The sequence below is a fragment of the Acidobacteriota bacterium genome, assembly GCA_035471785.1.
Lineage (GTDB): Bacteria > Acidobacteriota > UBA6911 > RPQK01 > DATIPO01 > JANQFM01.
In genome coordinates this window covers 73,677-88,176 of sequence record DATIPQ010000138.1, presented here as the reverse complement: position 1 = coordinate 88,176, position 14,500 = coordinate 73,677, and the positions used below count along the sequence as shown (strand labels likewise).

The following is a 14,500-nucleotide window of genomic DNA, read 5'->3' as shown; positions in this document are numbered from 1 at the left end:
AGTTCGAGGTACGATAAGCGAAGTGCGAAGTACAGCTATGAGCAAAATACCTGAGCTTGTCATCGGGGATTGCAGCGTTAAGGCGGGAGAGAGGGTGACGGTCGATCTGCCCATAGCCCGGCTCTATACCCACACCTCGATGTCGATGCCGGTTCATGTGCTGCGGGGCAAGCGGCAGGGGCCGACGCTCTTCGTGTCGGCCGCGGTCCATGGGGACGAGATCAGCGGGACCGAGATCATACGGAGGCTGCTGGGACGCAAGGTGCTCGAGGGTTTGCGGGGAACCCTGCTGGCCATTCCCGTCGTCAACGTCTTCGGATTCGTCTACGGCTCCCGCTACCTGCCCGACCGCCGCGACCTCAACCGCGTCTTTCCCGGAGGCTCCAAGGGTTCGCTGGCCTCTCAACTGGCCCATCTCTTCATGAAGGAAATCGTGGCTCATGCCGACTACGGCATCGACCTCCATACCGGTTCCTATCACCGCTTCAACCTGCCCCAGATCCGCTGCGACATGAGCGACGAGCGGACGGCCGAACTGGCCCGCCACTTCGGAGCCCCCGTCATTGTCGACGCCACCCTGCGCGACGGCTCCCTGCGGCAAGCCGTCAGCGATGAGCGGCAGATCCCCATGCTGCTTTACGAGGCGGGAGAGGCGCTGCGTTTCGACGAAGCCTGCATCCGCCTGGGCCTCAGCGGCGTCATCAACGTCATGCGCCGCATCGGGATGCTGCCCAAGAAGCGCACCCGCCGGAAGCCGGCTGGAGAGAAGGCTTCGAGCCACAACGCCGAGCCCATCGTGGCGGCTTCCAGTTCCTGGGTGCGCGCTCCCATCAGCGGGGTCCTGACCCAGCCCGTGGCCTTGGGCGCCCGGGTGAGCAAGGGAGACCTGCTGGGTATCATCACCGATCCCTACTGCGAAACCTGCGGAGAAGTGCGCTCGGAACACGACGGCATCATCATCGGCCGCCACGAGTTGCCCCTCATCCACAAAGGCGACGCCCTCTTCCACATCGGCCTGCCCGACAAAACCGTAGAAGCCGACATCTCCCTGGAAGCCTTCGAAGAACGCCTCAAACCCACCGCCTCCGAACCCCAATCCTTCCCCCGCCGCCGCTCCTGACGTTCACCCCGAGAGTCTCTCTCGTGTAGTGTCTAGTTCGATGGATAAACGGAGGCCATTCCATTCCCTGTCAGTGGAGGAAGCTCTGAACCGCCTGGAGGGGAACGCTGAGCGCGGACTGAGTGGAGAGGAAGCGGACGAGCGCCGGAAGCGCCACGGGCCCAACCGGCTGCGGCGCAGCACCGGCCGCAGCATCTGGATCATCCTGCTCGATCAATTCAAGAGCATCGTCATCCTGCTGCTGGTGGCTGCCGCGGTGGCCGCCTTCGCCACGGCCCGCTGGCCCGAGGGTCTGGCCCTGGTGGGGGTGACGCTGGTCAATGCCCTGATAGGATTCTTCAGCGAGTGGAAGGCCATGCGCTCGATGGAAGCCATCCGAGACATGGGCCGGCAAACTGCCAAGGTGCGCCGCCAGGGGGAAGTGACGGAAATCGCCACCTGGCAACTGGTGCCCGGCGACATCGTTGTGGTCGAAGGCGAAGACCTGGTCCCGGCCGACATCCGCCTGCTCGAAGCCGAGGCTCTGAGGGTCAACGAGGCGGCCCTCACCGGCGAATCGGTTCCCGTCAGCAAGCGCACTGAAGCGGTCGATCCTGAGGCGCCGCTGGCGGAACGCCGCTGCATGCTCTACAGGGGCACCTCGGTGGCCGAGGGCCGGGGCCAAGGGGTGGTCACGGCCACCGGAATGAGCACCGAACTGGGGCGCATCTCGGAACTGTCCGAACAGGCCCAAGGGAAGGTCACTCCCCTGCAGAAACGGCTCGACGACCTGGGACGCCGCCTGGCCTGGATCACGCTCGGCATCGCCGCGCTGGTGGCTGCTGCCGGGCTGGCTTCGGGACAGGATCCGCTGCTCATGATCGAAACAGCCATCGCACTGGGAGTGGCTGCCATTCCCGAGGGACTGCCTATCGTCTCCACCATCGCCCTGGCCCGCGGCATGTGGCTGATGGCCCGGCGCAACGCCCTGGTCCACCGCCTGACCGCCGTGGAAACCCTGGGCGCCACCACCGTCATCTTCACCGACAAGACCGGAACGTTGACCGAAAACCGTATGGAGCTGCAGTCGGCGGTAACGCCCCGGGGCAGGTATGATCTTTCCTCGTCCGATGGCCCGAGGGGCGGCGAAAAGGACCTGCGCCGCCTGATGAGAATCGGTGCACTGTGCAGCAACGCCGTTCTGGAAAGCGAAGACAACGCCGCCGGAGACCCCACCGAGATTGCCCTGCTCGCAGCGGCCCGGCGCTTGGGAATGGAACGTCAGTCCTTGCTGGAGTCGATGCCCGAAGTGCGGGAAGAATCGTTCGACCCCGACGTCATGATGATGGCCACTTTTCACCAGGACGGCGACGACAGGGGCGAAGACCGCTACTACGTTGCCGTCAAAGGCGCTCCGGGAGCCGTCCTCAAGGCCTGCACTCACATGGCCGACGCCGACGGCAAACGTCCGCTTGACGATCAGGAGCGCCAAGAGTGGCAGCAGCGCGCCGACGACCTGGCGGGAGAGGGGCTGCGGCTGTTGGCCTTGGCCGACAAGCAGGTGCGCGATCTGCAGGACGACCCCTACCAGGATCTGTGCCTGGTGGGCTTGGCCTGCTTGCTCGACCCGGCCCGCCAAGAAGTCCGCGAATCTATCGACCGCTGTCAGGCTGCGGGCATCCGCGCCGTGATGGTTACGGGAGACCAGGCCTCGACGGCGGCGGCCATCGGAAAACGTGTGGGATTGGTGGAAGAGCATCACGGTCCTCCCATGCAGGCCGGCCAACTGGAAGACATCGACCCCGAGTCGCCTGATGAAGACCAAAGGCTGCTGGAGACCAGAGTCTTCGCCCGCGTTACGCCAGAGCAGAAACTGCGCCTTATCAGGCTCTACCAGGAACGCGGCGAGATCGTGGCCATGACCGGCGACGGGGTCAACGACGCTCCCGCCCTCAAGCAGGCCGACATCGGAGTGGCCATGGGAGGGCGAGGCACCGATGCCGCCAAGCAGGTGGCCGACATGGTGCTGCGCGACGACGCCTTTTCAACCATCGTCACGGCCGTCCGCCAGGGACGCATCACCTTCGCCAACATCCGCAAGTCGGTGATGTTCATGCTCTGCACCAACATCGCCGAGATCCTGGCGGTGACGGCGGCCGCGCTGGCCCAGGCGCCAATTCCCCTGCTGCCCTTGCAGATCCTCTACCTCAACGTCCTCACCGACGTCTTCCCGGGCCTTGCGCTGGGGCTTGGGCCGGGGTCGGACAAAGTCATGGACCTTCCTCCCCGCGATCCTCGCGAGCGCGTGCTGACCCGCCATCACTGGAGGGCCCTGGCAGCCTGGAGTTCAGTCATCGCTATCTGCGTCTTGGCCGGCTTGAGCATCGCCCTGGCGGGCCTGGGATTCGAGCGGGAACGGGCCATAACGGTTTCCTTCCTGACCCTGGCCTTCGCCAAGCTGTGGTTCGTCCTCAACCTGCGCGACCGCGACGCCTCGGCGCTCGACAACGACATCACCCGCAACCCCTGGATCTGGGCGGCCACGGCCCTCTGCGTGGCGCTGCTGCTGGCCGCCGTCTACTGGCCTCCCCTGGCCGGCCTCCTCGACACGCGTCCGCCGGGGAGCGGCGGCTGGACGCTCATCCTCTCCCTCAGCTTCCTCCCCGCCCTGCTGGGCCTCTTCGCCCCCAAGATCCGCTTTGCGGGCTAGCGCGGCAGGCGGAGGAGGTGGAGATCGTCGGATTCTTGCTGCTGGAGGCGGGAAGCTTCCTGGGTGTGGGCGGAGTGTTGGCGTTCTTTGAGGCGGTCGAGAGTCTTGCGCTTCCGGCTGGCCTCGACCAGCTTGCGGCGCTGGGCGCGGATCTTGGAGTCGAGGCCGCGGATGGCCAGGTTCATGCGCTGCAGGCGCTTGCGCTGACTGTCGATGAAGCGATTGTAGATCTGCAACTCGCCGGAAGTCATCTCGGCGCCGGCGGCGCGCTCGTCCTCGGCTTTGTGCAGGGCCTGAAAGATCTCCTTTTGCCTGGCCGTCAACTCGACGCGCTCAGCCTGCAGTTCGGCCAACGCCATTTTCTCCATGTCTTCTTTGTGGAGGGCGTAGTCAAGAGCTGCCTGCAAGGGAAACCTAAACTTTTTCACCGTTACCTTATTCCCTCTAAAGCAAGTTCGAACTCCGCATATCGCATTTCCCACTTAGGCGAGCTCATGCCAGCCGGCATCATCCCTTTTTCCCGGCGACTTGCAGCAATTCCTTAATCGCCGTTTCGCGGGGGACTTCTTCGTCGAATTTCTGCTTCAGGTAGTAGTTGATGTGGTCGATGCGGGCGATGGCTTGGTCGATCTTGGCGTTGGAGCCCTTGGAATAGGCCCCGATGTTGATCATGTCTTCGGCCTTGGTGTAGGTGGCCAGCAGTTCCCGCAAGCGTCCGCCGGCTTCCAACTGCTCCTCTGAAGAGACCTCGGAGACCAGTCGGGAGACGCTGTCGAGAACGGCGATGGAGGGGAAGTGGTTGCGCCAGGCCAGTTGGCGGGAGAGGACGATGTGGCCGTCCAGCAGTCCGCGTACGGCGTCGGCGATGGGCTCGTTCATGTCGTCGCCTTCAACCAGCACGGTGTAGAAGCCGGTAATGCTTCCCTTGCGCAGCTTTCCGGCCCGCTCGAACATGCGGGGCAGCAGGGTGAAGACCGAGGGTGTGTAGCCCTTGGAGGAAGGCGGTTCGCCGGCCGCCAATCCGATCTCGCGCTGGGCCATGGCCACCCGGGTCACCGAGTCCATGACCAGCAGCACGTCCCTGCCGCAGTCGCGGAAGTACTCGGCGATGGCCGTGGCCGTGAGCGCCGCGCGGATGCGCATGAGGGGAGGGTTGTCGGAGGTGGAAACCACCACCACCGAGCGCTTGAGTCCCTCTTCACCCAGGTCGCGCTCGATGAAGGCGCTCACTTCCCGTCCCCGCTCGCCCACCAAGGCGATGACAGTGACGGCGGCTTCGGTGTAGCGGGCCATCATGCCCAGGAGGGTCGATTTGCCCACGCCCGATCCGCCGAAGATGCCGACGCGCTGTCCTCGTCCGATAGGCAGCATGCCGTCGATGGCGCGCACTCCGGTGCCCAGAGCCTGGTCGATGGAAGCCCGCTTCAGAGGTCCTGGAGCGGGACGGTGCAACGGGTAGCGCTCGGCTGAAGCGATGGGTCCCTTGTCGTCGATGGGGTTTCCGTTGCCGTCCACCACGCGTCCCAGCAGTCCCTCGCCCACCTCCACCTGGGGAAGCTGCTTGCGGGAGATGATGGGATCGCCCAGCTTGATGCCGTCGACGTTGTAGACGGGCATGGAGAGCAGAGACTTGTCGCGAAAGCCGATAACCTCGGCCAGCACGGGACGCGAAGCCCCCCGGGGATGCACTTCGCAGATCTCCCCCACGCTGGCGGGCGGACCGTCCGACTCGATCACCAGTCCGCCGGCCCGTTTGACGCGTCCCGTGATCTTAAGCGGCTCGATGTTTGGAAGCCGGCGGCGGTAGGTGCTGAGGTCGATGGCCATGGCGCTTTAAAGGTTGCCCAGCAGTCCGGTCTCGATCTCGCGGAACTGCTCCGAGATGCGGGCGTCGATGTTCCCGTAGTCGGACTCGATCTGGCAGTCGCCCCGATTGAGGTCCTGGCGTGAGCGCAAGGTGATTTCGATGTCCTGACGGTCGGAGAAAAACTCGTCCAGGTTGCGGGACAAGATCTCGCGGTCGTCAGGGTGCAGATAAATGGTGACGCGGCTGTCGACGTGAAGCTTTTCCAGCGCCACTCTTACGAAGGTGCCGATGATCTTCTCGTCCACCTCGATCTCGCGGTGGACCAGGCGGCGGGCGATTTCCAGCGCCAGCGCCACCAGGTCTTTCTCGCATTGCCCCAACAGCTCGTCGCGCAGGCGGGCGATCTTTTCCAGCGAATTGGCGAAGCGGCGCAGCACGGCGTCGGTCTTTTTCTCCGCCATCTGCATGCCGGCGCGCTCTCCGGCCGCGAATCCCTTCTCGAAGGCTTCCCGCTCGACCTCGTGAGAATCGCGCGACTTGCGGCGGTTGTCCTCTTCCCCGGAGGCTGAGCTGGAGGCGGTCTTGCCCGAGGGCTGCGGGCCGTCCTGCTTGTCCTTGAGAAAGCCCGGCACCTGAGGACTCTTGCTTCCATCCAGGGATCGGAAGCTGAAAGCTTGAACCTTGTTGGGGTCGGCGAGTCTAGCTGACATATTCCTCCGCTCCGCCGGCGCCCAGGTCGAACTGCCCCTGTTGTTCCAGGTCGCGGACCGTGGCGACGATCTCCTGCTGGGCCTTTTCGGCATCCTTGAGTCGAATGGGCCCCATGGCTTCCATGTCTTCCTTGAGCATGTCCACGGCCCGCGTCGACATGTTGCTGAAGAAGTGCTCCTTGAGTTCATCGCTGGTGCCTTTGAGGGCCGTCACCAGCACCTGCTTGTCGATGGCCTGGATGATCTTGCGCATCTCGCGGTCGCCTACCACCAGAAGGTCCTCGAAGACGAACATGTTGTTGCGGATCTCCAGAGCCATGTTGGGATTCTCTTGCTCGATCTGCTCCAGGCAGGACTGACTGACGTCGCGGTCCATGTTGTTGAAGATCTCGGCCACCCGGCGGACGCCTCCTCTGGTGCCGCTTTCCATGTGGTGGTTGCGGGTGTCGAGCTTGTTGGCCAGGATATCGATGACGCGGTCGCGGACGGGAGGCGAGATCTGCTCCAGCGAAGCCAGCCGCATGCACACCTCGGCCCGCAGCTCGTCCTCCAGCAGGGCCACGGTTTTGGCCGAAAGGTCGGGCGAGACATTGGAGAGGACCAGGGCGATGGTTTGCGGATGCTCGACCTGCAGCAGCTTGGAGAGCTGGCGCGGGTCGGCTTTCTGCAGCAGGGCCCTGCCCCGGGCGGTGACTTGGGAGCTTTCGGCGATCTCGCGGATGTAGCCGCGCGCCACATCGGGGGAGAAAGCCGATTCCAGCAGCTTCTGCGCCGACTCCATGGTACCCAGCAATGATTTGCTGGCCACCAGTTGTCGATGGGTGTACTCGGCCACAGCCTTGCTGATGTCGGAGGACACGCTGCCCAAGCGGGCGATTTCCTGGGATATCCGCATCACCTCGTCGTCGCTCATCCGCTTGAAGACTTCGCGGGCTACCGATTCGCCCAGATAGAGCATCAGTATGGCGGCCTTGTAAGGTCCGGCCATCGACTTGGGATCCTGCTTGACGGTTACCGTCGGCATTTGGCTTGACTCCTCTCTTCAGGTCTACACACCCTGTTCAGACATCCAATCCCGCAGCAGTCCAGTCACGGTTTCGGGCTTGCGCCGGGCCAGGTCGATGAGATCGGCCTTGCGTTGCTCGTCGTCGTCGATCTCCACCTCTTCCTGGGCCTCGGGCAGGGCGGCGCGGGCCCCGCCGCCGAGTTGGCGTTGTCCTTTGCTCTGTCCTTGGGCCAATTGGGCCGGCGGTTGGGATTCCACATAGTTGAAGACTTGCCGTTTGAGAGGACGGAAGATCATCAGGTAGAAGAGCATGAAGAGGGCCACGATCCCCGTCCAGCGCAGGACGGGCCAGATCAGCGGCCGCACCTGATCCATGAATCCGCCGCCCGCTGGAGCCGTCACCTGGGGCTGGACGGGCTCTAGCAGAGGGATGTTCTCGAGCGTCAGGCTGTCGCCCCGCTGGGCGTCGAAGCCGATGGTCGAGGAAACCAGGCTGCGCAGTTGGTCGAGTTCTTCCTGCGTCCAGGGGACGCGCTCCTCCACCGTTTCGCCTTGCCCGTTCTGCTGCTGGGCGGTCTTGTGGTCGATGACCACGGCCATGGAGATGCGTTTGATTTCGCCTCCGGGCGCGCGGCTGGAACGCTCCAGCAGGGAATGCTCGTAATTGCGGCGCGTTTGAGTCATCTGGGCGCCCGAGCGCTCCGATCCCGGCTCGGGTTCGGCGCCCTGGTTGGAGGCCACTCCCGGCACCCCTCCCACGCCTTGACCGTCGGGGCCGCGGCGGCTGATCTCGTCTTCCGAGAGGAGCACGGGATCTTTGATCAGTTCCTTCTCATGCACCTGGGAGAAATCCAGTGCCAACGAGGTTTCGACCTCGACCTTGCTCTCACCCACGGTGCGCTCCAGCAGGCGGCGGACTTTTTCGCTCAGCTCCCTTTCCATGCCCTGGCGCAACTGGATCTGCTGCTCATTGAGCATTTCGGTGTCGGGACGGCTTTGAGAAAGAAGCGCGCCGTTGTCTCCCACCACGGTGACGTTGTCGGGCGAAAGGCCCTGTACGGCCGAAGCCACCAGGTTTTCGATGGACGCCACTTTCCGGGCCGGCAGGGAGCGTCCCGAGCGCAGGCCCACCACCACCGAGGCCTTGGCCGGCTGCTTCTGCTCGGTAAAGACCGATTCCTTCTCGAAAGCCACGTGGACGCGCGCTTTGGAGATCTCTTCCAGCTCCAGGATGGTGCGTTCCAGCGTACCCTCCAGGGCCCGCTGAAACTTGACCCGCTCGCCGAATTCGGTAGTTGTCCAACTGTTCTCGTCGAAAATCTCGAAGCCCACGCGGCCCTTGTTGACCAGGCCTTCGCCGGCGATCTCGAGCATGGCTTCATTGAGGCTCTCGGGAGGGACGGCGATGTTGCGTCCCGAGTTGGACAACTGGTAGGGAATGCCCTTGTTCTCGAGCCGCTCAACCACCTGCTGGGAGGTGGCGGCGTCCACGTCGGAGATGAGGAGCTGATAGCTCTGCTGGTTGATGAGGTAGACAAAGCCCAGCAAACCAAAGAGCGTCACCAGCCCCAGGAGGGTGATGGAAAGCTTCTGGTTGACCGACAAGTTGTCGTTAAGCGCTTTCAACTGCGCCAAGATTCCCGGCATGATTCAGCCTCCCCTTCCCTGCTGCGGGAAGATCCTGGGAGGGCCCCTGCGGCCCTTCCCGCCAACTACTAGTGCAGTGCGTCAGGAGTTTAGAGCCACCCTGTGGCGTTATCCCACGCTTTCAGCGTTCGCACATTTGCCGTCTGAAACCCAGGGTGGCGCCGCCGTCTCGCTGGCGCGCGCCGGGGCTGACCCTGGGCTGGCGAATCTGTCCCTTTCAGGGACAAAAAACGGCGGCCCTGGCTCAGAATTTTTGACCGGCAACACTAGACCTGCATTCTCATGACTTCTTGATAAGCCTCCACCAGCTTGTTGCGGACCTGCATGACCATCTGAAAGGAGAGGTCGGCCTTCTGCATGGCGATCATGGCGCTGTGAACGTCCTTGATGTCGCCGGAGAGAATCTTGCCGACCTCGGCGTCAGAGGTCTTTTGCAGCTCGTTGACCTCGCTGAGCGCTTCGTTGAGCAGTTCGGCGAAGCGTTCGGAGTTCTCGGCGCCCTTGGCTTGCGAACCCCTCTTGAGGTCCTCCAGTTGCTGGATGGGACTGGTCTGATTAATGAATACGTCGCTCATGACTCAACCTCGTCCTTAGCCTCGGCGTCCCAGGTCAATGGAGCGCTGTACGATTTCCTTGACCGCCTCGAAGGCCTTGATGTTGGCCTCGTAGGAGCGGGTTGCCCCCATCAAGTTGGCCATTTCCTCGATGGGGTTGATGTCGGGATAGGCCACGAAGCCCTGCCCGTTGGCGTCGGGGTGATTGGGTTGATAACGCAGTTGCGGCTCGCCCTCTTGCACCACCACCCGCGAGACCCTGACTCCTTCCAGTTGGGGCTCCTCTTCCAGCAGGCTCAGGTAGAGGTTGCGGAAGTCCTGCATGGGCGTGGACATGAAGACCACGTCCTTGCGGCGGTAGGGTCCGCCCTCGGCGGTGCGGGTGGTCTGCGAGTTGGCGATGTTGGTCACCAGCAGTTCCATGCGCCGCCGGTTGGCGTGAAGCGCCGAAGCGCTGACGTCGAGGGCTGAGAAAAGTCCGCTCATAATGACTAAGCTCCTTCAATCACCCGCCGGATCATCTGCAGGCGTCCTTGGATCATCTGCGACACGGCCGAGAACTTGAGTACGTTCTGCGCCAACTGGGTCATCTCCTGATCGAGATCGACGTTGTTGAGGTCGTTCCCCAGCGCGCCCGTGGGCAGCGTCCGGACGCGGGCCGTTTCCCGAATCAGCTCGGGAGGGCCCGTCACATGTCCAGCGCGTGTAGTGCGCAGATGCAATCCCGATTCCAATTCCTCGCGGAAGAGACTCTCGAACTCCAGGCTCTTGGCCTGATAGCCGGGGGTCTCGATGTTGGCGATGTTGGAATTGATGACCTGCTGGCGCCGGGCGGCGAAGTCCAGGTAGCTGGCCATGCGGTCGATTCCGCTGTCTTTAAACAGGTCCATCAGGCACCTCCGGGCTCCCTCCAGGCAGGAGACTGGGCAAATCCTGCCCGGGGAGCCGTTCGCGAAGCGGCCGTCACTCACGAGCCAATCATCAGCGACCGCCGTGAGGCCCGATTGCTCTCGGCGGTATGAGGCTGCTCGCTAATAGTAGTCGCCTTCCTCGCGATACTCCTTCAGCTTGTTGCGCAGCGTGCGCAGGGAAATCCCCAGCATTTCCGCGGCATGCGTGCGGTTGCCGCCGGTTTCCTCCAGCGTCACGCGTATCATTTCCTTTTCCATTTCGCGCAGCGACAGGCCCGCCTTAAGCTGCACCCCGCCGGCCTTCTCTTCGTCGAGTTGCAGGAAGAGATCGCCGGGCGAGACCACCGGATTGCGGCACATGGCCAGGGCTCTGCGCACCACGTTTTCGAGTTCGCGCACGTTGCCGGGCCAGTCGTATTTCTGCAGCAGGTCGAGAGTCTCTTCAGAGAAGTGCTTGCGCTCCTCGCCCTGCTCGTGTTTGCGGCAGAAGTGGCTGACCAGCAGGGGGATGTCATCTTTTCGACGGCCCAGGGGCGGAATCGTCAAAGGAATGACGTTGAGGCGATAGTAGAGATCTTCGCGGAAGCGGCCTTCCCCGACCGCCTCCTTCAGGTTGCAGTTGGTTGTGGCGACGACCCTGACGTCAACCGCCACCGGCTGCAGCCCTCCCACCGTGTCGATCTCGCCTTCCTGCAGGACGCGCAGCAGCTTGGCCTGCAGAAGAGCCGGCATCTCGCCGACCTCGTCCAGGAGGATGGTGCCGCCGTCGGCCAATTCGAATTTGCCCGGCTTGCGTTTGAGGGCCCCGGTGAAGGCCCCTTTTTCATGTCCGAAGAGCTCGCTCTCCAGCAGTTCGTCGGGCAGGGCGGCGCAATTGACGGCCACGAAGGGTCCGCGGTGGCGGCGGCTGCGCCGGTGGATGTAGCGCGCCAGCAGTTCTTTGCCGGTGCCGCTTTCGGCTTCCACCAGCACGGTGGCGTCGCTTTCCGCCGCCTGGGCGGCCATGTTCAGCAACTGCTTCATCTTGGGGTCGCGGGCCAGGATGCGTCCGGGCTGGTCGGCCTCTCCCTGCTCGTCGTCCTCGTCGGGCATGGAGCGGGTGGCCTTGTTGAGCACGTCCTCCAACTGCTTGGAGGTGAAAGGCTTCATCAGGTAGTCGAAGGCCCCTTGCTTGAGGGCTTCCACGGCGTTGTCGACGGTTCCGTGGCCGGTCAGCAGGATGACGGGAGTCTCGGGGGCCTTGCGCTTGATCTCGCGCAGAACTCCCATGCCGTCCATGCGGGGCATGCGGACATCGGTGATGACGGCTTGGAAGAAGCCCTGGTTGAGCTTGCCCAGCGCCTCTTGCCCGTTGCCCGCCGTGGTGACCGCATAGCCCTTTCGGCTCAGTGTGGCGTCGATAGCGCTGAGAATCTGCTGCTCGTCGTCAACGACTAGAACCTGTTTCATCGGCTTTCAGCTCCCAAAGGGAAAATCAAAGTGAATTGGTTGCCGCCGCCGCGGCCCGATTGATCCTGGCGGCTGCTCAGGCGCACCTCGCCTCCATGGGCTTCGACCACTTTCTTGACCACTCCCAGTCCCAGTCCGCGGCCCTTTTCGTCGGTGGCGAAGCGAGGCTCGAAGACCGCGTTGCCGTCCTGCCGGTAGCCCGGACCGCTGTCGCGGATATGGACCTGCAAGCTTTCTCCCAGCTCTTGCGTGCCAGCCTCCAGGCTCCCGCCTCGGGACTGGGCTTGCAGGGCATTGAGGACCAGGTTCATGAAGACCTGGCGCATCATTTCTTCATCGGCCTCGACCAGGGCCCGGCTTTCGAAGCGGGTACGCAGCTCGATGCCGCGTTCCTGGGCCACCGGACTCATGAAATCGAGCGTGGTCTGCAGCAGTGCGGCCAGATCCAAGGGCTGCTTATCAGGCTCTTTGCGGCGCGAGAAGCAGAGCATGTTGGTGAGCGTGACGTCCAAGGTGCGGATTCCGATCTCGATGTTGTCGACGAAGCGGTTGCGTTCTTCAGGCGAAAGGTCGTCCTCGCGCAGCAAGGACGCGAACAGGCCCAGTCCGGTCAGCGGGTTGCGGATCTCGTGAGCCACCTCGAAGGCCATTTCGCCCATGGCGGCCAACCGCTCCTGACGACGCATCCGCTCTTGCAGGCGGCGCAGTTCGGTAATGTCTTGAAGCACCAGCAGCCGCTCTCCCCGCTTGGTGGAGGAGAAGGCGCAGGCCAGATGCCGCGGCCGCGGCTGCTGCAGAGTGATCTCTCGGGGGGCGGGACTGCGGCTGAAGAGGACCGCGAAGTCCTGGCCGCAGGGGATGCTCTCAATCAATTCGCGCAAGGACGGCAGCGCCGGACAGGATCCCCGGGAGGTTGAAAGGGATCCTTCCGACGGCTGCCCCCAAACTTGCCCTTGCAGCCCCAACAGTTCCCTGGCCTGACGGTTGAGCGTCTTGACGCGCTCCTGACCGTCGACCACCAAAACGCCGCAAGGCAAGCTCTGCAATACCGTTTCCAGATAGTCGTTGCTCTCCTCGAGCTGGCGAGAGAGGCTGCGCACTTTGGCCTGCAAGTCGCCGTAGGCTTTTTCCAGCGAAGAGGAGATCTCGGCGAAGGAATCAAAGGCCTGACGCAGCCTTTCGGTGTCTTTTGCGCCGGCTTTGGGGGCGCTCGATCGGTCTTCAAGGGCTGGCAAGCTCATTTCAGGTCCACCATCATCTGATTGGGCAAGTATTCGGTCAGAGGCGCTTCTTTGAGTCCCGCCAGCTTGCGTGTGACGGCCTGGATTCGGTCGACGTTCTCCTCCAGATCTGCCAGCATCTGGCGCAGACGCGGAGACAGCTCGCCCTCGGGTTGGTCGTTGACCGTCTGAGCGATCAGGCTGATATTGCAGAGCGGATTGTTGATCTCGTGGTTGATGCTCACCGCGATCTGCCCGATCACGGCCATCCGTTCGGCCCTGACCAGTTTGTCGTGAGCCTCGCGCAGTTCCTCTTCCGACTTGAGCACGTCGTAATAGAGGCGGGCGTTCTGGATGGCGATGGCGGCGTACTGGCAGAAGACCCTGAGCAGACGCAGGTCGCGAGCGCTGATCTCACCCCGGGAACGGTCGCACATGATGGTTCCCAGGATCTGCTTGCGCACAATCAGAGGCGCCTTCACGAAGGCCTTGGGAAAGACCCGCGTGATGAAGGGCGGCAGGCCCCTTTCCTGCTCGATCTCCACCCGCATGGGAGTGCCGCGGCTGGCCAGGCGCGTCCACACGGGAGAGCTTTCATCGACGGCCCACACCGCTCCTTCCAGTCGATCGCGGTCGATGCCCAGCGCCACCTTGATCTCCTCGCGCTTGGAGGAGCCGTTGATCAGCCCCAACATGACGCGGTCCAGTTCAAGATGGCGCCGGACGCCGTGGAGGATGCTCTTGAGGATGTCTTCGATGTAGAGGGTGCTGGTCATCTCGCGGACGATTTCACCCGTCCGCCACAGGTCGCGGATCTCGCGGCGACGGCGGCGATTGAGCCGGCGCAAGTGTTCCACCCTTCGCTCGGCGCGCGCGAGGCGCAGCGCGCGCCGCAGCGAGGAGGTCCACTCCTGGCGTGCAGGAGCGGAAGGGAAGACCTGAAAAATCCCTTCTTGTTCAAGGCGCTCCCGCTCCTGGCGGTCCGCCACACAGAGCAGAGGGGCCTTGCAATGATCAGGTATTTCATCCCGGAGGCCTGATTGCCCCCGGTCCAGGAAGACGGCCACCGCCCGGTTCCAGCTCTCGGTGTCGGCCTGGACGAAAGGCACCGACTGCAAGGCGGGAAAATCCTCTGCGGTCCAGCTCTGCAGGCTGTCGTCGGAAGTGGCCAGGATGAGCGTGTTCAAATCGGTTCCTCCACAAAAAACACGTGCAGAGGAGCAGCGAAGCAAGCCCCATGCCAAGGCGCCGACGTAGGCCGTCGAATGAGCCGAACCCGCCCTCGCGCGCCGCCCGCCTGGCCCGCGCCCGCCTTATCAATAGGCGAAAACAAGGCAGCCGAAGGGCGCCGGGGGATGTTGCTGCAAGAGGCGGCAAGGGGCGGACG

The 14,500-nt window shown here is 63.4% G+C and carries 13 protein-coding genes; 2 read left to right on the top strand and 11 right to left on the bottom strand.

The window, feature by feature from the left end:
* Window positions 1–37: 37 nt before the first annotated feature.
* Together VLU25_19640 and VLU25_19635 are read left to right on the top strand one after the other, a co-directional pair.
* Entirely contained in the window at window positions 38–1,120 is a 1,083-nt protein-coding gene (locus tag VLU25_19640; GenBank protein HSR70151.1) for a succinylglutamate desuccinylase/aspartoacylase family protein, read from the top strand.
* A 40-nt stretch (window positions 1,121–1,160) separates the two neighbouring features.
* A complete protein-coding gene (locus VLU25_19635) occupies window positions 1,161–3,809 on the top strand; it encodes a cation-transporting P-type ATPase (GenBank protein ID HSR70150.1) in 2,649 nt (882 codons plus the stop codon).
* Here the strand turns inward: VLU25_19635 and VLU25_19630 are convergent.
* From VLU25_19630 to VLU25_19580, 11 genes are all read right to left on the bottom strand, one after another.
* Complete coding sequence (locus tag VLU25_19630) at window positions 3,806–4,237, bottom strand: flagellar FliJ family protein (protein HSR70149.1); 432 nt, start codon at window positions 4,235–4,237, stop codon at window positions 3,806–3,808. The genes VLU25_19635 and VLU25_19630 overlap by 4 nt on opposite strands.
* 79 nt (window positions 4,238–4,316) lie before the next feature.
* Entirely contained in the window at window positions 4,317–5,636 is a 1,320-nt protein-coding gene (locus tag VLU25_19625) for a FliI/YscN family ATPase (protein HSR70148.1), read from the bottom strand.
* A 6-nt stretch (window positions 5,637–5,642) separates the two neighbouring features.
* Window positions 5,643–6,326, bottom strand: coding sequence for a FliH/SctL family protein (locus tag VLU25_19620; protein HSR70147.1), 684 nt, complete (start codon window positions 6,324–6,326; stop codon window positions 5,643–5,645).
* Window positions 6,316–7,350 carry a flagellar motor switch protein FliG gene (gene fliG, locus VLU25_19615; protein HSR70146.1) on the bottom strand — a complete coding sequence of 345 codons (1,035 nt, stop codon included), beginning with the start codon at window positions 7,348–7,350 and terminating at the stop codon, window positions 6,316–6,318. Before fliG ends, VLU25_19620 begins: the two co-directional genes overlap by 11 nt.
* Before the next feature lie 24 nt (window positions 7,351–7,374).
* On the bottom strand, window positions 7,375–8,979 hold the full coding sequence (fliF, locus tag VLU25_19610) for a flagellar basal-body MS-ring/collar protein FliF (GenBank protein ID HSR70145.1): 1,605 nt from the start codon (window positions 8,977–8,979) through the stop codon (window positions 7,375–7,377).
* Between the two features lie 266 nt (window positions 8,980–9,245).
* On the bottom strand, window positions 9,246–9,554 hold the full coding sequence (gene fliE, locus VLU25_19605; protein ID HSR70144.1) for a flagellar hook-basal body complex protein FliE: 309 nt from the start codon (window positions 9,552–9,554) through the stop codon (window positions 9,246–9,248).
* A 15-nt stretch (window positions 9,555–9,569) separates the two neighbouring features.
* Complete coding sequence (gene flgC / locus VLU25_19600) at window positions 9,570–10,019, bottom strand: flagellar basal body rod protein FlgC (GenBank protein ID HSR70143.1); 450 nt, start codon at window positions 10,017–10,019, stop codon at window positions 9,570–9,572.
* 5 nt (window positions 10,020–10,024) lie between these two features.
* A complete protein-coding gene (gene flgB / locus VLU25_19595; GenBank protein ID HSR70142.1) occupies window positions 10,025–10,423 on the bottom strand; it encodes a flagellar basal body rod protein FlgB in 399 nt (132 codons plus the stop codon).
* Window positions 10,424–10,564: 141 nt separating this feature from the next.
* Window positions 10,565–11,893, bottom strand: coding sequence for a sigma-54 dependent transcriptional regulator (locus VLU25_19590; GenBank protein HSR70141.1), 1,329 nt, complete (start codon window positions 11,891–11,893; stop codon window positions 10,565–10,567).
* Window positions 11,890–13,134 carry an ATP-binding protein gene (locus tag VLU25_19585; protein ID HSR70140.1) on the bottom strand — a complete coding sequence of 415 codons (1,245 nt, stop codon included), beginning with the start codon at window positions 13,132–13,134 and terminating at the stop codon, window positions 11,890–11,892. Before VLU25_19585 ends, VLU25_19590 begins: the two co-directional genes overlap by 4 nt.
* On the bottom strand, window positions 13,131–14,300 hold the full coding sequence (locus VLU25_19580) for a GAF domain-containing protein (protein ID HSR70139.1): 1,170 nt from the start codon (window positions 14,298–14,300) through the stop codon (window positions 13,131–13,133). Before VLU25_19580 ends, VLU25_19585 begins: the two co-directional genes overlap by 4 nt.
* Window positions 14,301–14,500: the final 200 nt, after the last annotated feature.

Coding starts and splice junctions, on each gene's coding strand:
- VLU25_19640 (HSR70151.1), top strand. CDS start 38: ATGAGCAAAATACCTGAGCTTGTCATCGGGGATTGCAGCGTTAAGGCG.
- VLU25_19635 (HSR70150.1), top strand. CDS start 1,161: ATGGATAAACGGAGGCCATTCCATTCCCTGTCAGTGGAGGAAGCTCTG.
- VLU25_19625 (HSR70148.1), bottom strand. CDS start 5,636: ATGGCCATCGACCTCAGCACCTACCGCCGCCGGCTTCCAAACATCGAG.
- VLU25_19620 (HSR70147.1), bottom strand. CDS start 6,326: ATGTCAGCTAGACTCGCCGACCCCAACAAGGTTCAAGCTTTCAGCTTC.
- fliG (HSR70146.1), bottom strand. CDS start 7,350: ATGCCGACGGTAACCGTCAAGCAGGATCCCAAGTCGATGGCCGGACCT.
- fliF (HSR70145.1), bottom strand. CDS start 8,979: ATGCCGGGAATCTTGGCGCAGTTGAAAGCGCTTAACGACAACTTGTCG.
- fliE (HSR70144.1), bottom strand. CDS start 9,554: ATGAGCGACGTATTCATTAATCAGACCAGTCCCATCCAGCAACTGGAG.
- flgC (HSR70143.1), bottom strand. CDS start 10,019: ATGAGCGGACTTTTCTCAGCCCTCGACGTCAGCGCTTCGGCGCTTCAC.
- flgB (HSR70142.1), bottom strand. CDS start 10,423: ATGGACCTGTTTAAAGACAGCGGAATCGACCGCATGGCCAGCTACCTG.
- VLU25_19590 (HSR70141.1), bottom strand. CDS start 11,893: ATGAAACAGGTTCTAGTCGTTGACGACGAGCAGCAGATTCTCAGCGCT.
- VLU25_19585 (HSR70140.1), bottom strand. CDS start 13,134: ATGAGCTTGCCAGCCCTTGAAGACCGATCGAGCGCCCCCAAAGCCGGC.